The organism is Rubripirellula tenax (genome assembly GCF_007860125.1).
Taxonomy (GTDB): domain Bacteria; phylum Planctomycetota; class Planctomycetia; order Pirellulales; family Pirellulaceae; genus Rubripirellula; species Rubripirellula tenax.
Genome location: NZ_SJPW01000001.1, coordinates 1,327,526 through 1,348,330 on the forward strand (window position 1 = coordinate 1,327,526; position 20,805 = coordinate 1,348,330).

The 20,805-nt window shown below is 56.9% G+C and carries 11 protein-coding genes; 5 read left to right on the top strand and 6 right to left on the bottom strand.

Annotated features, from left to right (window positions below; all coding sequences use genetic code 11):
• Nucleotides 1–20: 20 nt before the first annotated feature.
• The 3 genes from Poly51_RS04970 to Poly51_RS04980 all read right to left on the bottom strand — a co-directional run bounded on the left by Poly51_RS04970 (nucleotide 21) and on the right by Poly51_RS04980 (nucleotide 4,410).
• Nucleotides 21–1,598 (bottom strand): MBL fold metallo-hydrolase RNA specificity domain-containing protein, encoded by a 1,578-nt coding sequence (locus tag Poly51_RS04970; protein ID WP_146454778.1) that lies wholly within the window; start codon nucleotides 1,596–1,598, stop codon nucleotides 21–23.
• Nucleotides 1,599–1,830: 232 nt separating this feature from the next.
• Nucleotides 1,831–2,748, bottom strand: a complete 918-nt coding sequence (locus tag Poly51_RS04975; protein WP_146454780.1) for a hypothetical protein — start codon at nucleotides 2,746–2,748, stop codon at nucleotides 1,831–1,833.
• A 129-nt stretch (nucleotides 2,749–2,877) separates the two neighbouring features.
• A complete protein-coding gene (locus Poly51_RS04980; protein WP_186775345.1) occupies nucleotides 2,878–4,410 on the bottom strand; it encodes a C25 family cysteine peptidase in 1,533 nt (510 codons plus the stop codon).
• Nucleotides 4,411–4,527: 117 nt separating this feature from the next.
• Here Poly51_RS04980 and pdxA point away from each other — a divergent pair, with 117 nt between their 5' ends.
• The 5 genes from pdxA (at nucleotide 4,528) to Poly51_RS05005 (ending at nucleotide 10,783) form a co-directional block, all read left to right on the top strand.
• Nucleotides 4,528–5,499 (top strand): 4-hydroxythreonine-4-phosphate dehydrogenase PdxA, encoded by a 972-nt coding sequence (pdxA, locus tag Poly51_RS04985; RefSeq protein ID WP_146454784.1) that lies wholly within the window; start codon nucleotides 4,528–4,530, stop codon nucleotides 5,497–5,499.
• A gap of 4 nt (nucleotides 5,500–5,503) precedes the next feature.
• Nucleotides 5,504–7,096, top strand: a complete 1,593-nt coding sequence (locus Poly51_RS04990; protein ID WP_246114266.1) for a DUF6798 domain-containing protein — start codon at nucleotides 5,504–5,506, stop codon at nucleotides 7,094–7,096.
• Nucleotides 7,097–7,207: 111 nt separating this feature from the next.
• Entirely contained in the window at nucleotides 7,208–8,179 is a 972-nt protein-coding gene (locus Poly51_RS04995; protein ID WP_146454786.1) for a CPBP family intramembrane glutamic endopeptidase, read from the top strand.
• Nucleotides 8,180–8,229: 50 nt separating this feature from the next.
• A complete protein-coding gene (locus tag Poly51_RS05000; protein ID WP_246114267.1) occupies nucleotides 8,230–9,648 on the top strand; it encodes a sulfatase family protein in 1,419 nt (472 codons plus the stop codon).
• A 202-nt stretch (nucleotides 9,649–9,850) separates the two neighbouring features.
• Complete coding sequence (locus Poly51_RS05005) at nucleotides 9,851–10,783, top strand: CBS domain-containing protein (protein ID WP_186775346.1); 933 nt, start codon at nucleotides 9,851–9,853, stop codon at nucleotides 10,781–10,783.
• Between the two features lie 45 nt (nucleotides 10,784–10,828).
• On the opposite strand, the gene Poly51_RS05010 is transcribed toward Poly51_RS05005, so the two are convergent.
• The 3 genes from Poly51_RS05010 to Poly51_RS05020 form a co-directional block, all read right to left on the bottom strand.
• Nucleotides 10,829–15,337: a choice-of-anchor Q domain-containing protein gene (locus tag Poly51_RS05010; protein WP_186775347.1), complete on the bottom strand. Its 4,509-nt coding sequence runs from the start codon at nucleotides 15,335–15,337 to the stop codon at nucleotides 10,829–10,831.
• A 160-nt stretch (nucleotides 15,338–15,497) separates the two neighbouring features.
• On the bottom strand, nucleotides 15,498–18,626 hold the full coding sequence (locus tag Poly51_RS05015; RefSeq protein WP_146454792.1) for a PVC-type heme-binding CxxCH protein: 3,129 nt from the start codon (nucleotides 18,624–18,626) through the stop codon (nucleotides 15,498–15,500).
• Nucleotides 18,627–18,879: 253 nt separating this feature from the next.
• Nucleotides 18,880–20,664 (bottom strand): lamin tail domain-containing protein, encoded by a 1,785-nt coding sequence (locus Poly51_RS05020; protein WP_146454795.1) that lies wholly within the window; start codon nucleotides 20,662–20,664, stop codon nucleotides 18,880–18,882.
• Nucleotides 20,665–20,805: the final 141 nt, after the last annotated feature.

Genomic DNA, 20,805 nt, shown 5'->3' on the forward strand with positions numbered 1-20,805 from the left:
TCCCAGACCGCCAACGCGACCTATTTCAGTACCTCGCTCAATCGGGCGATCAAGGCTTGTCGATCATGGGCCGTATCGGTCGACTGCAACTTGTTGCTGAGGCTCATCATGAAAGCGGCGTAATCATTGTGCCAATCGCGTTCCAATTGAGTCGTATCGATTCGCGGTTCAGGGCGATCGACGGACGTCGTTGGGCCACCGGCGACCAAGTCAAAACTCTCGTCAAATTGTGGCATATAGATTTTGCTGCGGTCATAACCCTTGGTCGCCGCCAAGTCGGCCAACACCGCGCGCGAATCGTCTTCACCGTGGTTCAAGAACAGTCCACCCGTCACCGGCCCTCGCTCGACCAACCATTGCAACAATTCCGGTTGGTCGGCGTGTGCGCTGTAGTTCCCCAAACGACGAATGTCGGCGCGAACTTTGTATTCTTTGCCGTGGATCCGCACGGCCTTCGCGCCGCTGGTGATGATGTCACCGAGAGTCCCGGGCGACTGATAGCCGACAAACAAAATCGTCGACTCGGGACGATGGATATTGTTCTTCAAGTGATGCTTGATTCGCCCCGCCGTGCACATGCCGCTTGCCGAGATGATGATCGCGCCCTTCTTGACGTTGTTGATCGCTTTGCTCTCGTTGACGCTTTCGACGATGCGGAAGTTTTTGTGGCGAAACAGTTCAGCCGGCTTCAACTCGATGTCTTCCATCTGGCCGGCGTACTTGATGAACACCTCGGTTGCTTTGCTGGCCATGGGCGAATCCAGAAAGACCATCGCGTCGGGAATCTCGCCCGAATTTAGCAACACAGCAATGTCGTGCAACAGTTCCTGGCTGCGTTCCACCGCAAAGGACGGGATCACGACGTTTCCGCCTCGCTTCAACCCGCGGCAGAGTTCGACCTTCATCGCTTCGCGACGCTGCTCCAGCGTATAGGCTTCTCGATCACGGTTTCCGTAGGTGCTTTCGCAAACGATATAGTCGTATCCGCTCGGCGCATCGGGTTCCGGGTGAAACGCTTTCTCTTCGGGGCCCAGGTCGCCGCTGAACAGCAGACGCAATGTGCTGGTGCCCTCGGTCACGTGGACTTCCGCCGACAATGAACCGAGCAAGTGTCCGGCATTCCAAAATCGAGTTCGAACACCGTCGACGGGTTCAAACCACGTCTCGTATGGTTCAGTGCGAATCTGCTTGAGCGTATTCTTTGCATCTTCGATCGTATAGATCGGTTCGACCGGCGGTTCGCCTCGGCGCTCGTTCTTCTCGCTCTGGCGAATCGCGTTGGATTCTTGGATGTAGGCCGAGTCCAGCAACATGAACTCCAACAAATCCTTCGTTGCGGGCGTCGTATAGATCGGGCCGTTGAAACCCGCCTTGGTCAACTTGGGCAGCAAGCCACTGTGGTCGATGTGCGCATGGGTCAAGATCAGAAACTCGACCTTCGTCGCGTCGAAGGGAAATGGGACCAGGTTCAGTCCCTGCGTTGTGCGATTGCCCTGGAACAATCCGCAATCGACCATGAAGGTCGCCGGCTGAGTTCGAAGGTGGCTGCAAGACCCGGTCACCGTGCCCGCGGCGCCGCAAAATTTCAACGTGGCCATGTATCGCTCGAAAGAAGGAACTGAAATGCGGAACCCAACTGTGTGGTTTCGTTTGAGTCATTGTAAGTCAAACGCACCGCTCGCAGGACCACCTGGACCTTGACGTCTTGAATCGCTCATTCGTTGATCGATGCGGGCAGACGAGACAACGAGGTCGCCGAATTTTCGTGATTTTTACATGAACCGAAGACTGGCTACGATCGCGAGCGTCCATTCGCATACTTGCCGAAAACTAACTGGCATCGCGATGTGCTTGGTGGCATGACATGCATTCGCTTTTGATCTGCGAAAGGATAGCCGGCGAATCTGGCGATCCCGATCGAATGGCCGACTCCAATTCGTTCGATTTTTCGAGTGATCGCGCGAACCGTTTTCGAAATTCTTGAGCCGCATCGTTGCCATGCTCGCCACGCAGCAGTTCGGTGAAGTGCTCGCGCAGCAAGACGGCTTGTGGAATCGATTGCTCGCGATCGCCTGACTTCACCAACGTGGCGAGCTGATCAAATGTCTGCTCGAGCTCCACCATCCAAGTCGTCAATGGCGGCACGGGAGCTTGCGGAAGAAAATCCGTTTGAATCGACTTCAGCTCGTCCACGTCAACAGCCTGCGCGCGCTCCACGGCCTGGTAAAGCCCGACATATTCCGCACCCGTCCCCGCGATACGAAGCAATTCAATGCCGTCGTCCGGCGTCATTCGTCCCGACGTGATACAGGCCACTGCCGCGGCCGCCGGCGATCGATGTTTGCCGTGATGACAATGGATGTAGATCGGCGTGGGCAGTTCCAAGATCGCTTTGGCCAACTCCTTCGCGCGAGTCGATCGGATTCCATCGTATCCATGCGGAAGATGGATGTAACGCAAACCATGCCGATCGGCGGACTCGACATCGGGACGGGCACCATCGACGCTGATGATGGTTCGGACACCCAAATCGACGAGCGCCGCAAGACCCGCGTCGCCATCGGGCACCCCACCCGAGATGACACGATCGCTAACGCGATAGGCATTGGGAAGCGTCGCGATCGAAAGCGGCGTGACCGATGGCGAAACGGAATCGTCGGCGCGGACGACGCCGACCGCCGTCGACAACGTGACAACGTGACAACCAGCAACCAGCAACCAGCCGAACCAAGCAGATGACGTTTTCATGGCCAGATTATAGCTGAAAATGCCAACCAAACAGCCCGTTGAAAAAGGGGTCTGACCCACTCCGACGTTTCGAATTCACAATGTTTCAGCAACGTCTCCAAAGGGTCAGACCCCTTTTTCAACGGGCCGCTAAGGTGCTCGCATGATCGTTTGCGTCGCGCCCGCCGCCCACGAGTATTCGCCCGCCACCGACACTCGCACGATCAGTGGCCCGATAGTATCCAGCGGCAACTTGAAAGCCATGATCATTTGCTTGCCGGCCAACGCTTGGGTCTGAATGCTGGCGACCGTCGTGTCATTGGCGTCGCCCTTTGTCGCCGCACCGAGCGGTCGGTCGATGCGGATTTTCACCTCGCCCGAAACGGGACTGCTCCAACCTACGACCACATTGTCACCGGCTTGGTGGCTTGCCGGGACATTCAACTTGATCGTTTGCGGATGATGCATGGTCAGGGTGGGATCGCCGATCAGGTTATAAAGCAGCATGTGTTCGCGGCGTTCGTCGGAAAGCACCGTTCCGGCCGGACTGATCATCGTCGCCAGCGCGTCGATCATCATTCGCGAGTTCGCCGGATCGGGCTCCGTTTCGCGATGCATGTCCCCGAGCGTGCTTAGCCAAGCGTCGCCAAGTCGCGGCAATCGCTGGTCAAACACGCCGTCGATCAGCCCCATCGCCGCGGTTGTATTTCCATAGGGCATCGTCACACGACTGCCGGCGATGACAGCGATCGGCCCACCCTTGGCCAACCACATTGACTCGGCGATCGAGTCATCGGGCGCGTCCATCGCGCCGGTGTAACACGCCAACAGCACCGCGATCGGTGATGCAGCGGCGCGACAATCCAGCCGCGCCGCGCTGGTTGGGTCCAGCACCGGAATCCCGTCTTCGGTTTGCGGGAACCGATCCAATTCAGTCACTTGACCGTGCCCGGCATAGACCCAAAACCTTGCACCGGAGCGATAGTTCGCAAGCACCGATTCGGTGAACGGTTGTCGAACCGGACAAAACGGATGCCCTTCGCTGGCGTAAGCCACATTGGTTCGCGTTGCCATAGGCAGAACGCCGGTGATGACGCTTCGCGTGACGGACTCGATCGCTGCGTCGGCCATCATGCCGAACCCGCCCATGCCGCAAACCAACTGAACTTCGTTTCGCCAATCGCCAAAATCATCACTGGCTTCGTAGGCGATGATTCGCTTGATCGCTTGCTGCAATTCAACAGGCGTGTCGACCGGCATCCGTCCCACCACCGCTTCGGGAACTCCATCGTCGTCGAAGTCGCCGTAGCTCAGGTCGCTCGATAGCGTCGGCGTGGATCCCCATTTTGCCGTGACCGTTGTCGGCCAATAATTGATCGGGATACACTTGGCCGGGTCGCACGGACTGCCGATCACCGGTGCATCCCCAACCAGCACGACGTAGCGGGTCGAATCGTCCGCCGCTTCGCGAATCGATCGACGGACTTGGTGGACGTCCGACGACGACGCGACGACTGAAATTGTCATGCCTTCGCCCCGACGATGTTCTAGCCAGGGTTGCAGATCTGGCTGGAACGATTCAGCGCAAACGACAATCGTGTCGACGGCACGGGCCGAACCCAGCATCCAGGTTTGAAACAGGATCAAATGCGCTAGTCCGAAAAGGATTCGCGAAGTGGTCATTGGGAGCTCGCCGGGGAATGAGTTAAGCTTGGCCTTTTGATTGTGACGCATCACGTCCCCGCTGCACCAGACCAATCACGATCCTCCTTAGCCGAATGCGTTAGCACGCTGCCCACCATGCCACAAGAACTCGATTCCCATTCGGAACGTCGACCGCGCATCGCGATCTCGGTTGGTGATGTTGCCGGGGTAGGCCCCGAATTGGCGATCCAGTGCGCCCAAATGCCGGCGGTGACCCAGCGCTGCCAACCCATTCTATACGGCCCGCAAAACGTTCTCGTACGTGCCGCGGATCACTTGGGCATCGCGTTGACAGCGGAGATTCATGACGTCGGGGAACTGGACGCGGCGAGCGTTGTTCCCGGACAGTTCAATGCCGCCACCGGCCGCACGTCGTTCGAAGCGTTCGACAAAGCGATTACCGATGCGATCCGTGGCGATGTCGCGGGAATCGTGACGGGTCCGATCCAAAAAGAAGCCTGGCACGCAGCCGGAATCCGTTTCCCCGGCCACACCGAAGTGTTGGCCGATCGCACGGGAATCGCCGACGCGTGCATGATGTTGACCAGCAACATCATTTCCTGCGTTCTGGTGACGGTACACATCCCGTTGGCAGATGTGGCAGAAGCACTTTCGACGGAATCGATACTGCGCGCGATTCACTTGGGCGCGTCCGCGTTGGGGCGACGCGAGAAACGACCGGCGCGCGTGACCGTTTGCGGACTCAACCCACACGCCGGCGAGAACGGGTTGATCAGCCACGGCGAAGAAACCGCGATGATCATTCCGGCGATCGAATCGGCACGCGCCGCTGGTATCGCCGTCACTGGTCCGCTACCGCCCGACACCGCGTTCACGCCATCTAACCGCGATCGCACCGATGTCTACGTTTGCATGTATCACGATCAAGGTCTGATACCGCTGAAGGCACTTGCGTTCGACGACGCCGTTAACGTGACCCTTGGGCTGCCGATCGTGCGGACCAGCGTCGACCACGGCACGGCGATGGACATCGCATGGCAAGGCAAGGTGAATCGAACAAGTATGTTGGCGGCCATCGACATGGCGATCGACTTGTCCGATGGTTGATGCGATGACGAAACCAACGACGCTCGCGTCCCAGAACGATGTGACACACCCGAGCGTCCTTGCGCCGACGTGCCTGCTTGTGTTGCTTTTTTTCGTCTACGCCGGCGACGCCGCACCGATGATCAACGAGGCGCACTATTTGGTGAAGGCCAAGAACTTCTGGCAACCCGATTGGTGCCAGTACGATCTGTTTGCTTCGTCGGGTAAAGCCCATGCCACTTACTATGTCGCACTGGGTTGGTTGACGAAGTTCGTATCGCTGGAAACGACCGCATGGGTTGGTCGTTTGATCGGATGGTGTTTGGTGGCAACGGGATTGGCTCGACTTTGCCGAGCGTTATTTCGCAATCGTTGGGCATCGATCGTCGTCGCCATCGTCTGGATGGCGGGCGTCGAGTACGGCAACCTGGCCGGTGAATGGGTGATTGGCGGCACCGAAGCAAAAGTACCGGCGTACGGATTTGTCTTGATGGGCTTGGCCGAATTGGTTCATCGTCGGTGGAATCGAGTTTGGGTGTATCTGGGGGCCGCGTCCGCGTTTCACGTTCTGACCGGCGGTTGGTCGGTCGTCGCGGCTATGTTGGCGTGGTGTTTGACCGAGCGAAATCGGGACGACCGATACCCGTTCTGGACAACAGGCTTGTTCGTCGGCGGCGGCTTGTCGCTGTTCGGTTTGGTGCCGGCGATCGCGTTGTCGATGGGCGTTACCGATGCCGAGTCCATCGCGGCGGCGAAAATCTATTCCTACTTTCGGATTCGCCATCACTTGTTGCCCGCCGATTTTGATGGGTGGTGGTATGTACGGCATGGCATCACGCTAGTGATATCGTCCGCCGGCATCGCGATCTTCTTACGACAGTCACGAAAACTGCAACGACTGTATGCGTTCGCCCTTGGCGCCGTTTTGATTGCCGGCGGTGGCTTGGTCGTCGGATCATTGCCCGCGGCGATGCCCGACTTGGCGGCGAAACTGCTTCGTTTTTACTGGTTTCGATTGTCCGATGCGATCGTTCCGCTGATTCTGGGCGTGTTGGTGATGCAGGCAATCATCGATCAACGCACGTGGTTGCGAAGCACGGGATTCGGCTTGTTTCTGATCGCCATGGGATTGGTCGGATTCAGCGTCCACGATCGAACGCGAATTCCCGTGCCGCCGTCGACCGACAATCGAACCTTGGGATGGGACGCCGACGCGAGTGCGGAAACGCAGGCATCAACGTTTACCGACTGGTTGAAGGTCTGTTATTGGGCAAAACAATCGACGCCCGCAAGCGAAGTCTTTCTGACGCCTCGCCATCAGCAGACGTTTAAATGGTATGCCGAGCGGGCCGAGGTCGTGAACTGGAAAGATGTTCCGCAGGACGCGAAGAGTCTGTTCGAATGGGACCGACGATTCGCGGATGTGTTTCCGACGCGATTGGGAACGATCCGCGTGACGATCGGTTACCGAGCCTTGCGGGACTACCGAGACCGCTATGGCGTCCGGTTCATGATCGTTGATCGCCGCGTCGTTGGCGAAGATCTGCCATTGGTGCGAGTCTATCCGCTGCAAAGCGAAGACAATCCGACATACGCGGTCTATGAACTTCCCCGATAGCCGGTCGACAGCCTTTCAAACAGTTATCTTGGCACACGTGACCAGATGGGCCTGCCGAAGGTACGACACCGCCGCACCATCGAACGCGATTTACCGAAGAAAGACGACTGAATGCAGAAAATCATCCGACTGTTTTGGAATGCGAACGAGCGAAGACTTCGGAGTTTTTGGAGACTCGCGATCCACGTCGTTTCGTTGATTGCCGGACTGATCGTGTTGATGGTGATCACCCAAGTGTTTGTGGCGTTGATCGACGAAGTGGATTATTTGGCGTACATCTCTTGCCAAGCGATTCTGCAGAACATCATCGTCGTGGTGTTGGTTGTGTTTGCTTGTGTGTGGCCCGACCGCCGACCGATCACAGCACTCGGTTTGCGTCTGGACAATCGATGGTGGGCGAATCTGGGTTACGGATTCACGCTCGGCGCCGCACTGATGACGGTGATCTTTTTGATCGAATTGCGGATGGGATGGATCACGGTCGAACCGACAGATGCATCGACAGGCGGCCTGATTGCCGGACAAGCGTTTTGGATTCTGGCGATGTTGTTTGTCGGCTTCGGCGAAGAAATCCTATCACGCGGTCACCACTTCAAGAATCTATGCGAAGGCTTGCGTTTCCTCGGACTCGGCAGCAGCCTGGTGATCGCGTCGGTGTTGTCGTCGCTTTTTTTCGCGATGCTTCACTTCTTCAACCCCGGTTCGTCGATCGTCAGCATTTTAGCGGTCACTTTGGCGGGCGTGATGTTTTGCATCGCACGAGTGACCACGGGCAGCTTGGCGGCGCCGATCGGAATGCACTTCGCGTGGAACTATTTTCAAGGCGGCGTGTTCGGGTTTCCCGTCAGCGGAAACCAGGTCGGCGGCAGTCTGCTTTACACGACACAGTTGGGTAATCCGATCATGACCGGCGGTGATTTTGGCCCCGAGGCTGGCGTCCTTGGTATCCTAGCCATTGTTTTGGCCATGGCTGCGTTTGCGTACTGGCCGAAGACCGAACAACCTGCACTCGCCAACGCGATCGAATTGACTCGACCACCGCATCGCAAGGCATCGACGTCGGTTGGAAGTGAACTGATTTGATCGCCCGTAAAACTGTGCCCTTACCGTTTTCACACTCAAGAAAGTTTATCGTGATTCAAAAACTACTTGCTTCTTGCTTCCTCTTTTTCGCAGTTGCGAGCGTTTGGGCAGACCGTCCACACATTGTGTTGGTGATGGCAGACGACCAAGGCTGGGGGGAAATGGGCTACAACGGACACCCGATCCTGAAGACACCTCACTTGGACGCGATGGCAGCCAACGGGATTCGATTTGATCGGTTCTATGCCGGAGCGCCCGTCTGTTCACCGACACGTGCGGCCGTGCTGACCGGACGCACCAACGATCGCACCGGAGTCCTCAGCCACGGATACGCCCTTCGCCGCCAAGAGCACACCCTTGCCAAGATGCTTCGCGATTCGGGCTATGTCACCGGGCACTTCGGAAAATGGCATCTCAACGGATACCGAGGTCCCGGTGTACCGATTCTGGACTCCGATGATCACAATCCCGGTGAATTTGGTTTTGATCATTGGTTGTCAGTCACGAATTTCTTCGACCAGGATCCGATGCTCTCGCGGCGAGGCAAGTTCGAAGAGTTCACGGGGGATTCTTCCGAAGTCGTCGTCGACGAAGCGTTGAAATTTATCCGTCGCCAAGTGCGTGCGAACCAGGCATCGTTCACCGTGATCTGGTTCGGCACTCCGCACAGCCCGTTCAAGGCCTTGGAAGCCGACCAGGCGGATTTCAAAGATCTGAATTCTCAGTCACGACACCACTACGGCGAACTGGTGGCACTCGACCGCAGCATTGGTTCGCTTCGGGCGGGGCTAAAACAACTCGACGCCGATGCCAACACGCTGGTCTGGTACTGCAGCGACAATGGCGGACTTCCAAAGATCGAACCGGCGACAACCGGTGAACTGCGCGGCTACAAGGGTGACGTATTCGAAGGGGGCCTGCGTGTACCAGCGATCATCGAATGGCCGGCCGTCATCACCCAGCCCAGCATCACGAAGTACCCCGCCAGCGTCGTCGATATCGTCCCAACGCTGCTGGAGATCACGGGAACAGCCCACTCTGCCCCCCAGCGACCCGCCGACGGAATCAGCCTACTGCCATTGATTCGTGGCGAAGCATCCCGTCGCGATCAACCGATCGGATTTCGATTCGGCAAAGCGACTGCCTGGATCGACGACGAGTGGAAACTGGTTTCACAGAACTTCGCCGCGGGGAAATTCCAACTCTACAACCTGATGAAAGATCCCAAGGAAACAACTGACCTGTCCGCAAGCCAACCCGAAGCACTGGCTCGTTTGCAAACCAGTTGGCGAGCATGGAACGTATCGGTCGAAGCCAGCTTTGACGGCGCCGACTATGACGAAAATTCGGTCGACCCGAATGAACCCGAACCACGATTTTGGAAAGACGCCGAAGAATACCGGCCCTATCTGGATCGATTTCGACAGCGTTGGGAATACAGCGAATTGACGAAACCGAACAAACGATGAGTTTATGTTCAGCTTGCGTAATGTTTCACAAGCCAGTTTCGACAATTCGTTTGACCTTGTATCGAGACACCTCTACGGTGAACAGAGTGCGTTGGACCAACGCACAACCGCTTCCCAAAAACATTTCCATTGTTCTCGCCCAACTCAGGTGCATCGCCTTGCAATCGCGTTTTTAACACTTCCCCCATCACAGGTACTTACCATGTCGACCGTTCTTACAGCATCCGAAATCATGCGCCGATCACTCGTGACGCTTGCACCCGAGGATGACGTGTTTACGAGCGTCGCACGACTGTTGAAGGACAACATTTCGGGTGCGCCGGTGATCGACGACAAGGGCAACTACCTGGGTGTCTTCAGCGAAAAGTGTTCGATCGCGGCACTCACGACAGCCGTCGAAGCGGCTCGCGAGGTCGGCTTGCATGTGGTCCAGGTTCGCGAGTTCATGACACGCAACTTGGTCACGTTGTCGGCCGACATGTGTGTTTTCGATGCGATCGATCACATTCTTTCGCGACGCATTTCGGGTGCACCGGTACTGGATGACCGAGGAAATTATGCGGGCATCTTTTCCGAAAAAACCGCAATGCGAGTTTTGGCATCGGCGCTGCTAGATCACTTACCAGGAACGAATGTGGGTGCCTACATGAATCTGGATCGCAATCGAATCATCAGCGAAGACGACATGCTGTTGGATGTCGCATACAAATTTCAAAAGACGCCGTATCGGCGGTTGCCGGTGTTGCGGGGAGAACGGCTTGCGGGGCAGGTCAGTCGCCGCGACGTCTTGAAAGCTGAACATCGCTTAGCCAACGAAGTCGTTTCGCAGGCAGGTACATCGACCAACGAACTCGTCCTGGCGGCGGCAACACCGAAGTTTGTCGGCGACTTCATGGACCGAGCGGCGTTGACGGCGGCGCCGAGCACCGATCTTTTGGGCATCACGCAAATGTTTTTGAATTCGCCCTATCGTCGATTGCCGATCGTGACTGACGAAAAATTGGTCGGCCAAGTTAGCCGCCGCGACCTGTTAGGCGCGGCAGCGAAGATCATGAAGCCGATCAAACCCAAACTTCGCGCCGAAACGCTTTACCTGTCGACCGTCGCGAAATCCGCGCCACCAATGACTCGATAACGCAATCGGCCGGAACAGGCACTCACCGTGTCTCGGCGATTGAGATTAGAAAAGTGTCGCTAAAAAGGATTCGTCGGCGATCAGTTCGTCAATGTTTCGGCCCGTTCGCTTGTCATCGAATGGATCGATCGCAACAAGCGATTCAGCTTCAGCCGAACCGCTGCCTGCGTTCGCCTGGCGTGCCAGTTGATTGATGACGCGAAGCGCGTCCAATGCGGTGGCAAGCCCGTCGCCGTTTTGGTCAAAGTAGAACCCAGGCCAAGGATCAACGGTCGCCGGGTCAACCAGCGCGCCGCCGTTGCGATTCGAATAGGCGCGACGGCCCAATTCGTTGATCACAACCAGGGCATCGTTGGCCGTGACGGTGCCGCTGTTGTTGACATCGCTCACGTTGGCAAGATTCTGCCATCCATTCCCGAAATCGGTTTGGATGAATGTGTCGCTTCGCGTGATGACGCTAAACAGATCTCCGACAACCGACGCGGGTTGCCCCATACGCCAAAACTCAGCGTCTGCAATCGTAACAACGTCGCTCGGTTCGTTTTCCACCGGCGGTGATGTGGTGATGATGATGCCACCGCCATCGGGGTCCATTTGTTGCGCGGCCGCCGAGTCAATCAAAACCGATTGAGCTGATGTATCGGTCAAGTCGATCGCGTTGACGTTGCGAAAAACAAGATTGCCCGTTGGGGTGAAATCCAAATCGCCGGCTGCACCGACCCATCGGACAGTGTTGACGCGGTCGCCACCATCAAAGACGAGGCCTCCAACGGGAATGGCATCGCCACCGGACTGATCGATCGTCAAGACGTTACTGAATTCATCGCCGTTGATGGTCAATTGATTGACCGCCGCAATCTCCGCTCGAAAGACTTCCACGTTGCGGCGGCGGACGACGACTTGCTCTCCATCACGAACCAGTGTGATCTGGCTGCCCGTAACGGTCACGTCGACATCGCTTGGCGTCGAATCGGACAAAATCGAAACCGCATAGTCCTCAACTTCACCATCGCCAGCGTCGCCCGTCGGCCCCAAGCCGCCCGTGGTGGACAAACGGAATCGAGCGTACGTGTTGCCCGCGACCGCGGCTGCGGGAACCGCAAACGGGATGACGTTCTCACCCGGTTGAACATCGAACGACGAACCGCCAACGATGCTTTCGGTCGCAATGTCAAACGATCCGTTCCCGTCAAAATCGATCCAAGCATCCAGTTTTCCAGCTTCGGAAGCGATGACCACAATGCTTGAAACGGTCCCGTTGGCCGACGCAATCAGCGGCGCCGCAAACAGCACCCCATCCTCATCGGCACCATCGCCATCGGCGGCCAAAGTGGGTTGACCGTCGACGTCACGATCGATGGTCGATCCGAGCAAGAGCGTCGTCACTTGGTGCGTTGGACCGCTCGATGCGGCCAATGTTCCGTATGTATCGGGTGCGTCGCCGCGATCAAACGGCTGTGCGACGTCGATCATGACTTCGGCGGTCGCTTCGTTGTAAAGATCCGTATCGTCAGGCGTGAAGGTGACCATCAAGGTTTGATCGTCGCCCGCATCCAGGACTGTATCAATCGCGGGTGTGTAGACGAACGTGCCAGGAATGTTCGTGGTCGCGTTGAGTTGCAAATCGCTCAGCGGCGTGCCAGCGAAAATGACCGCTGGATCATTCCAAACGATGATCGGCGTCGCTTTTTGAAACTCAAATGCGCCCATGTCGACGGTTGAATTGAATCGAACGAATGGCAGACCGCGCGCGTCGAGATCCAATGGGTTTCCGAGGGCATCAAGCGAGAATGCATCGCTGCCAGCATCGATGGCGGGGCTTAGCGCATCGAGTGCATGAACCAACATGCCACCCGGCCCCGACACAGCCAGGGGCGCGACCCGCGGATCGATCACGCCGTCAACCGACGCATCACCGATCAAATTTCCATTCGCATCGGGGGTGATCGATTCGGCGAGACCCGTGTCCGCGTTATCGCCGATCAGGGAAAACGATATCGTCACTGCACCGGATACCGTCGGCAAGGAAAGATCGGGGTTCGAATCGGTCGCAGAGTTCTGGGCAATGATCGAGTTGACGATCGAAATGTCATCGACCACATCCGCACCGATGAAGACACCGCCGCCGACCGCTGCGGCATTGCCCACAATCGTTGACTGCACGATCGACATCGGACTGGTTCCGATCAATCGAATCCCACCACCGTCTTGGCCGCTGTTGCCCGATACCGTTGTATTGATAAAAAATGCGGCCGAGCGATCGACATCGATGCCAGCGCCAAGGTTTTGCGAAACGGTCACTCGGTCCAACGTCAGTGGATTCTGCCTGACCCCGATTCCGCCGCCCCGGTTTTGATCAATGACGGAGTCTTCGACCACCAAGGTCCCCGATTCGGCCCACACCGCACCGCCGGTCGAATTTTCGCCAGCGGTTTCACTATCCACCACCGCCACGTCTCGCAGCGTGACCGTTCCCGTCGATACCGAACGGATGCCTGCGCCATTGAAACGCGTCGATACCTCGCCGCCAAAGTTGGTTGACACGCTATTAGCATCGATCGTTCGGCCACCGCGAATGGTGACTCCTTGGATCGTCACATCTGAATTGCCAATGATCTCCATCGCCCGCGAGAGCCCCACTGCGTCAATCGACATCTGACTGCGCCCCGGCCCCGTGATGATGACCGAATCGGTGATCAACAGTTGTCCGCTTGCCAAAGTAATCGCGTCGCTTGCGGACCCCAGACCTTCTCGAAACGAGATCGTTTGCAGTCCCGGTTGTTGGTTGGAGGCTAGGATCGCTTCCCGCAGGCTGACGTCGTCGTTCGTCAAATCCAGCTCGTCGATCAACGTGGTGACCACAAACGATGTGGCGTCGATCGCCTGTTGCTCGGCGCCGCCGATATCGATTTGCAGACCACTGACGCGATCGAACAATAGCCCGCGCTGATCGAAAAGTGTTTCTGGGGACAGCACGCTGTTGCCAGCGTCGATCGCGATCGAGTCCGTCACGAACGGGTGAATGCGAGTCGATCCGGCGATGATCAAGTCATCCAACCCGGGATCCAATCGAGTCGCTTCGGTCGCACCACCGACCAGGTTACCGTCGGCGTCCGGCGCCGAAGCAGGATCCAGCGGATTGCCGATGCTGGACCCGATCAAACTGGATTGAATGGCCAAACTTGGTGGCGTCTGAGAAAAATTCAGATCGGGACTAGCTGTTGCCATGTCGTTGGTGACTTGGTTGCCGGCAACGATCGCATGAATCAAAGAGAGCGAATCGGTTTCTCGGCCGGCTAAAAAATGGATCCCTCCGCCATTTTCATTCGCAGTATTGCGAGACACCGTGATGCCGTTTGCCGTCATTCGCGTATCCTCGGCGACGATTGCGCCGCCGACGGAACCACTGCCGCCCGCAACGTTACCCGATAGCGTCACTTGATCGATCGTGATGTCCGTTCGGAACGTCATCATCCCGCCACCATCAGCGTCTTCGCCTACGGTTTGATTGTTGGTGATGGATGTGGCCGAAATCGAACCGCTCGATAAATCGATATACAGTCCGCCGCCGCGCGAACCGTTGCCAAGCGTTCGGTTGTCATCAATATCGGAATCGGTGATTTCGAAACCACCGGCCAGTGTGTCGACTGCTTGAAAAACCAAAACGGCGCCACCGTCCGCGTTGATCCCTCGTGTCTGGTTACCGATCAACCGACTTGATTCGATCGTCAATCGCCCCGTTGCAAAGATCGCTCCACCGGCCGCGTTGGATCCCGACGTGATATTCTGTTCTAGGGTGCTGCGCTGAATCGTAAGGTTTCCCGTGGATCGAATGGCACCACCGGCGCTGATCGTCCCACTTGTGAAATTGTCGAAAATCTGGCTGTCAACGATCGTCAGCATTCCGGTGCTGTTGATCGCCCCGCCGCCGGCGTCAACTTGGGTGGTCCCATTGCCGGCGACGACGCTGTTTCGGATCGTCAGCTTGCCCGCCGAGGATATCGCGCCTCCGTTTGCGTTCGTGGCCGATGTTTGGTTGTTGATCAGCGCGACGCCGTCGAGCACCAACTCCGTCGCCCCCGATTGGCGGATCGCGCCACCGTTTTCATTGAAGCCGAAGGATCGCCCGCCCGTGATCGTCAGCCCCTCGATCGAAACTTGATTCGCCTGTGCACCGACTTCGAACACGCGCACGTCGATATCGAAGACTCGCGACGCCGACTGAGCATCGATTGCCAGCCGATGACGTCCCGGCCCCGTGATGTTCAAACCGCTGGTGATCGGCAGCACACCGCGAGTCAAAGCAATCGTGGTTGCCCCAGAAAAGACGGACGCGTCAAACGTGATTTCATCCACGTCGGTGTTCTCGTTTGCCGTCGAGATCGCCTCTCGCAAACTGACCAAACCGTCGTTGGCATCCACGACGTCGGACGGAGTCGTGACGACCAACGACGCCAAAACTCGCCGCATTTCAAGCGACTCCATTCGCAGGCGTCGTCGACGGTTGCTTGAGATGTGGGTCGAGGCGTGGGCCGACTTCCGGTTCTGAATCATCGCTCTAAACTCACCAAGGCTGGAAGGGCACATATGCCGCGGGGCAGTAACCACCGCACTGGTAAGACGCCGGGCGGGGGTGTTTAGATCCCGCCGGGGACATCAAAATACTTAAAAAGCAGAGATACTGCGGCTCGCACCCCTCGCTGGCGACGACGACTCACGACTGTGAGGCGATCGCTTGGAGCGCCGACTTCTTGGACTCATCGTCAAAGAAATCGAGCGCGCGGAAGTAGCGTTCTTGCTCAGCCGATGTTTTCGCTTCTTTGATCAGTTTCGCCAAGTACTGACACGCTGCCTGCGTCCTCGCCCGCCAAACGATGTCGCACCCACCGACGGAATCCCATTGATCACCGACACGATCGATGTAACTTGCGAAACATGCGTCCCAGTTACCTTCGGCGGCAACGCCCAAGGCTTCCAAGTACCATCGGTCGGCACCATCATGCTTGACTGCCAAGTCGGTCCAAAGCGCCGTCGCCTTGGCCGAATCTTCGCCGCGAAGCGCAATTGCCAATTCACGCCGCACCTGAGGCGATGGGTCGTCGACCATCGACGCGACGACTTCCACCATGTCACGTCCCGCTTGCCGTGCCGCGCGAATCGCCGTAATTCGCAAATTCACATCGCTGTCGTTTATCCCACGCTCGATAGCTTCGTCGGACACCGACTGTGTTTTGGACAACAACCACAACCATCGCGCACGCATCGGTGCCGAAGGAACTTTGGAAGCATCCAAGAGATCGGCAACGTTGGGTGGCGTCGTTTTCCAAAACTCGGTGATCGCTTTCCCGGCCAAGTAGCGAGTCGATTGATTCGGGCTGGCAAGTGCCTCGCTTGCGCCCGAAAGTGTCGCCAAGTCCATTGCGGGAAACGAGTATTGCTCGTGACCGGGAACGGTGATTCGATAACAACGTCCGCGCTCGGTATCACCCATCCGGTGTCCGCCGACACCCGGATCGTACCAATCCGCCACAATGACCGATCCGTCGGGTGCGGTACAAACGTCGACCGGACGAAACCATTGATCGCGAACGCCCTTGATCATGTTCTCGATCGTCGCCGAGTAACCAGCACCTTGGTCGGCGATGGGATAGGCGCGCACCACGTTGGGACCGGGATCGGTGTGAACGATCTGATTACGAAACGGTGGCGGCAAAAGTTCGCCTTCGTAGAACATGATGCCCGTCGGTGAACCAGCACCCGTTTGCAACAGGTTGGGAACCACGCCCGGATCGTTGAGGTGCCAATGCCGCTTACCGATCGAGTCTTCCAAACCGATGCGATTGCTTTGCCAATAGTCACCGGTCTTTTCGTTGCGATACCCGTAGTTGCCGTACTCCATTACATAGTTGATGCGAGTACCCTGGTTCCCATCGTCATCGTTATCGGACTGCCACATCGTGCCGAACGAATCGACACAGACTTCCCAGTTGTTGCGAAAATTCCAACCTAGCGTTTCGACGTTTGAACCGTCCGCGTCGCACCGAAACACCATGCCCATTTGATAGGGCTGCCGAGAGTCGTTGATCTCGTTACCGGCCAAGTCAATGATCGGTTGCCCGTTCGCATCGCGAATCTGTTTGCCTTCGTTTCCAAAGTTAAAATACAGCTTCCCGTCGGGACCTGGCATGAATGAATGGATGCCGTGATCGTGTTGAACCCCGGAAATACCCGTAAACAGCAGTTTCTTTTCGTCAGGCTTCAGGTCGCCATCGGTATCGCGGAACGAAAAAACGTTGGCGCCCGCGGAAACGATGACACGATCACCAAGCACACAGACACCGTGCGGCGAATCGATATCGTTGCCCTGATAGAAAACCGTCGTCTTATCAACGCCGCCATCGTGATCCACGTCCTCCATCACCAGGATGCGGTCACCTTCGGCGCGTGCTTGATTGTGCGGGTTTCGGAAAGCACGATAGTTGATTGCTTCACATACCCAAACGCGGCCCAAGTGGTCCACATCGATGCTGGTCGGACTGTACATCTGCGGCTCGGATGCAAACAGCTGTACCGTCAAACCAGACGCGACATCAAAACCCTGAATCGAGCTTGCCGCGTCGTGCGACCTTTCGCCAACAGCAGACTCCGTGGCGACCGCGTTGAATCGTTTCTCGTCGGGTTTTAGCAAGAGGGAAAGGTAATCGACGAGGTCAACCAAGTTTTGCACCGTCATTGCTTTTTGCAAATCGGCGGGCATCAGCGAGACTTCTTGCTTTTTTATTTCTTCTATGTCGTCAGCCGCGATCGTCTTCAGCACCGCATCGGCCGTCTTGATCGTCACACCTTCATCCGTTTGATTGACCAAGATGCCGTTGATCAATTGGCCATCCGCAGTCAGCACGGCATAGGTTTCGTAGTTGTGGCTTATCGCGGCGCTCGGATTCAAAATCGCCACGTGCATGTCCAATCGCGAAAGCTTGCTTCCGATTTCGGACAAGTCGGGCCCCACTTCTTTGCCTTCGCCCAACACCTTGTGACACTTGTTACAGGTTCCAACCGTGTTGAAGACGACCTTTCCAGCGTCCGGATCACCGCTCATCTGCTGCAACTTATTGACCGGCGGAAACGTTTCCCCGGTGCTGGTGACGGGAGTCTGCAAGCTGGCCAAGCCTTTTGCTTCCGCGGCGATCTCCTTTGTCCACGAACCCAACAACGCATTGCTGATCTCGAACTTCAATTCATCAGGAACCTTGTTCGCCCGTGCTATCTTCAATAGTTCCTGTTGTCCGTGCCATCCGTGCCCTAGTGCTTCGGCGGCGGCGGACCGAACGGTGGAGTGACGCGACGCATCGTTCATCACCGGCATCACCATCGCCGCGACGGTTTCGCCACCGGCATGCCCCATCGCCGTGAGTGCCCGAATCATGCGCGCTTCATCGTCGCCGGCAAGGATCTCGTTCATCAACGCCAACTGACCCGACTTTTCTAGCAATCGAACGGAATCGATTGCGGCTTGGCCACTGTCGATTCCGGTCGCAATCGCCAGCAATGACCGCGCGTCATCGGTGACGCCCAACCGGCCCGCGATCGAAACGTACTCCGAGGGATTCGCGTCGGCCAAGCGACGCAAGTGTCTCGACACGGTAGCTTCACTGGCCGGGTAGTCGCTCATTTTCGCATCCGGAATCCGAAGCAGCGCCTGAACGACGGCATGGTCCGCGGCCGCTTGTCGGTTGTCCTCGCCCGAAGTCGATGCGACCGGAACGGGTTCGGCAATCGCGGAACGACACAGAACGAAGATCGTGAAAAGACACGCGGTGGCAGCCAACCGAAACATGTTCATAGATAGATTCCTGGGCTTCAAAATCGATAGAGCGAAGTTCTCTATCGTAACCACAGGAAGCAGCGAGCGGCTACCGACGGCGAATATCGGCCTGGTGAAAGCACCCGATTAAAACGGTGGATCGCAGCTTCATAAGTACGGAACGCCAGTGCTTCAGCCATGTTTCAACGCTGGGCGGGCATCTTGCCTGCCAAGTCGCAGACTAGAAACCTGCGATACATGTGGCGGGCCCAAAACTTGGTTTAGCTGTGCACTACCCCGTTTTCAAAGTCGCCATCGCGTTCACGACGCAAGGAATTGCAGGAGGCATTCGCAGCATGGCGAGTTTTCGCGATGCCGGACGAATCGATAGCGAATGTTGATCCGAAACTGCCGAAGACCGTTCGAGCGTTTGGTTGCCCAGATAGAAGACATCATCCGCGAACAAACCCGTTTTGGGCGAAGCCCGCATCGTCACCTGTAACCATTCGTTCGTGATCGCATGGTCTGCCCACGTGACGATGATTCGGTGCGATTGATCTTCACCACCACGTTCGATGATGCGAATCGAAGACGGGACCGGTGCGTCTCGCCAGTCTCGTAGTTCGCTGCTATTTCCAACCAGAAAACGGAAGTCATCGAAAGAGACGTTCAAATCCGGCATCCGGGCGACATCGACGAAGATTCCGTTGATTCCGCGGACATAGTTGGTGTAGTTCTTGCTGGTCGCGACTCTACCAGGCAGCAATCCGACGACATTGACCGCGACGACATCTTGGCCCAGCGCGGCCGGGGCATCGGCATAGACGACGCCGCGTTTGACGACCCGTGCATGAGACTCCATGCGGATGGAAACGGATCTTTCACGTATCGGCTTCGAAGCGTTTCGCGTTCGCTTGATAACGGGTTCGCGTTTGACTCGAACCAACGACAGCGTGTCATGGTTGCGCGCCGCTGTTGCAATCCGTTTCCACTTCTTCGAAGCCGGATCGATCGACAACGAATCGATGACCGATCCATCGTCGCCGATCACCGTGATCGTTGCGTCACCAGGAAGGCCGGTCGTCATGGAAGTCACACGGAACTCGCCGGCGATCGAGACACCCTGACCGGTGCGGCGACGAACCTTGGAAAGGTTACGGACAACGGTGACCGTTTCACCGGGACCGAGACACGAAACGTTGCTGTCGTTGAAGTGAAAAGTAACACCATCGACCAGCGATACGCCTGCCAATGAAATCGAATTTCGTCCGACGTTTCGCAGTTCGATGCTTTGCAGACTTCCGAAACTTGAATCGGTCGCCGAATCACGGCCTTCGCCAACTTGCGAAGAACCTCGATTGCGAAGTGACTTGATCCGTAAACTCTGGCTCGTCGGACGCATCGGTGTCGTGATCGACTGACCGATCGGAAATGGGCTCTCCCAACGCTGTCGGCAATCCGGTGTGCGATCGACGTAGGTGCAACTGGTCGCATCGGACATCACCAACGACCAACGGACAATGGACGGCATCATCAACAGTCGCAGATTGACGAAACCCGGTGCCGAAGCATCAACCGTGTAAACATCGGACCATGCACTCGCTGCATCTTCATCAAAAGTGTCGAACCAGAACGCAGCATTCCAATCCGTCGCTTCGCCGTTTTGACGAGGCAACCACGTTGCGTGCAACCATCGGATCGGATCGCTTGCGTCGACCATCTCGACGCAATCGGTCCTGGCGAATGCGGAATGATCCTGATTCGACGATCCCAATCGAGGCAGTGTTGGCAAACTGCCGGCGACGCATTCGATGGGGGCGCAGATTTCTTCACAGGAAGATTCTACGACCTGGGAACGTGTCGCCGCGGGATGCTCAACGGCATACTTTTTCGCTTGCCCGATCAGGGCGATGGGGGCCACGAGAGCAAAGTGGTGCGATGGTGCTGGCTTCTGAACGAAGGTCATGCCCGCAGTTTCGCTGATCTGATCGGCGACCAAGGTCTTCAGGTCATAGTCCGATCGAAATGAGCGAAGCCAACGCCCACCGTACCGAACATCCATGGGAAAAAACGACATCAATTTGCGATCCTTCGAATAGTATTGATGCCCAGATGTTAAGCCATCACCCCGGATCGGCAATAGACGAGTTTTTCAGTTGCTATCAATAGAGGCATCGATTGCCACCCACGAATTCATCGGCGATTCGGGGATACGCGA

What these genes read in the sequence shown, in the direction of transcription:
- pdxA (WP_146454784.1), top strand. Translation starts at nt 4,528, where the DNA reads ATGCCACAAGAACTCGATTCCCATTCGGAACGTCGACCGCGCATCGCG.
- Poly51_RS05020 (WP_146454795.1), bottom strand. Translation starts at nt 20,664, where the DNA reads ATGTCGTTTTTTCCCATGGATGTTCGGTACGGTGGGCGTTGGCTTCGC.
- Poly51_RS05015 (WP_146454792.1), bottom strand. Translation starts at nt 18,626, where the DNA reads ATGAACATGTTTCGGTTGGCTGCCACCGCGTGTCTTTTCACGATCTTC.
- Poly51_RS04995 (WP_146454786.1), top strand. Translation starts at nt 7,208, where the DNA reads ATGCAGAAAATCATCCGACTGTTTTGGAATGCGAACGAGCGAAGACTT.
- Poly51_RS04970 (WP_146454778.1), bottom strand. Translation starts at nt 1,598, where the DNA reads ATGGCCACGTTGAAATTTTGCGGCGCCGCGGGCACGGTGACCGGGTCT.
- Poly51_RS05005 (WP_186775346.1), top strand. Translation starts at nt 9,851, where the DNA reads ATGTCGACCGTTCTTACAGCATCCGAAATCATGCGCCGATCACTCGTG.
- Poly51_RS04980 (WP_186775345.1), bottom strand. Translation starts at nt 4,410, where the DNA reads ATGACCACTTCGCGAATCCTTTTCGGACTAGCGCATTTGATCCTGTTT.
- Poly51_RS05010 (WP_186775347.1), bottom strand. Translation starts at nt 15,337, where the DNA reads ATGATTCAGAACCGGAAGTCGGCCCACGCCTCGACCCACATCTCAAGC.
- Poly51_RS04990 (WP_246114266.1), top strand. Translation starts at nt 5,504, where the DNA reads ATGACGAAACCAACGACGCTCGCGTCCCAGAACGATGTGACACACCCG.
- Poly51_RS04975 (WP_146454780.1), bottom strand. Translation starts at nt 2,748, where the DNA reads ATGAAAACGTCATCTGCTTGGTTCGGCTGGTTGCTGGTTGCTGGTTGT.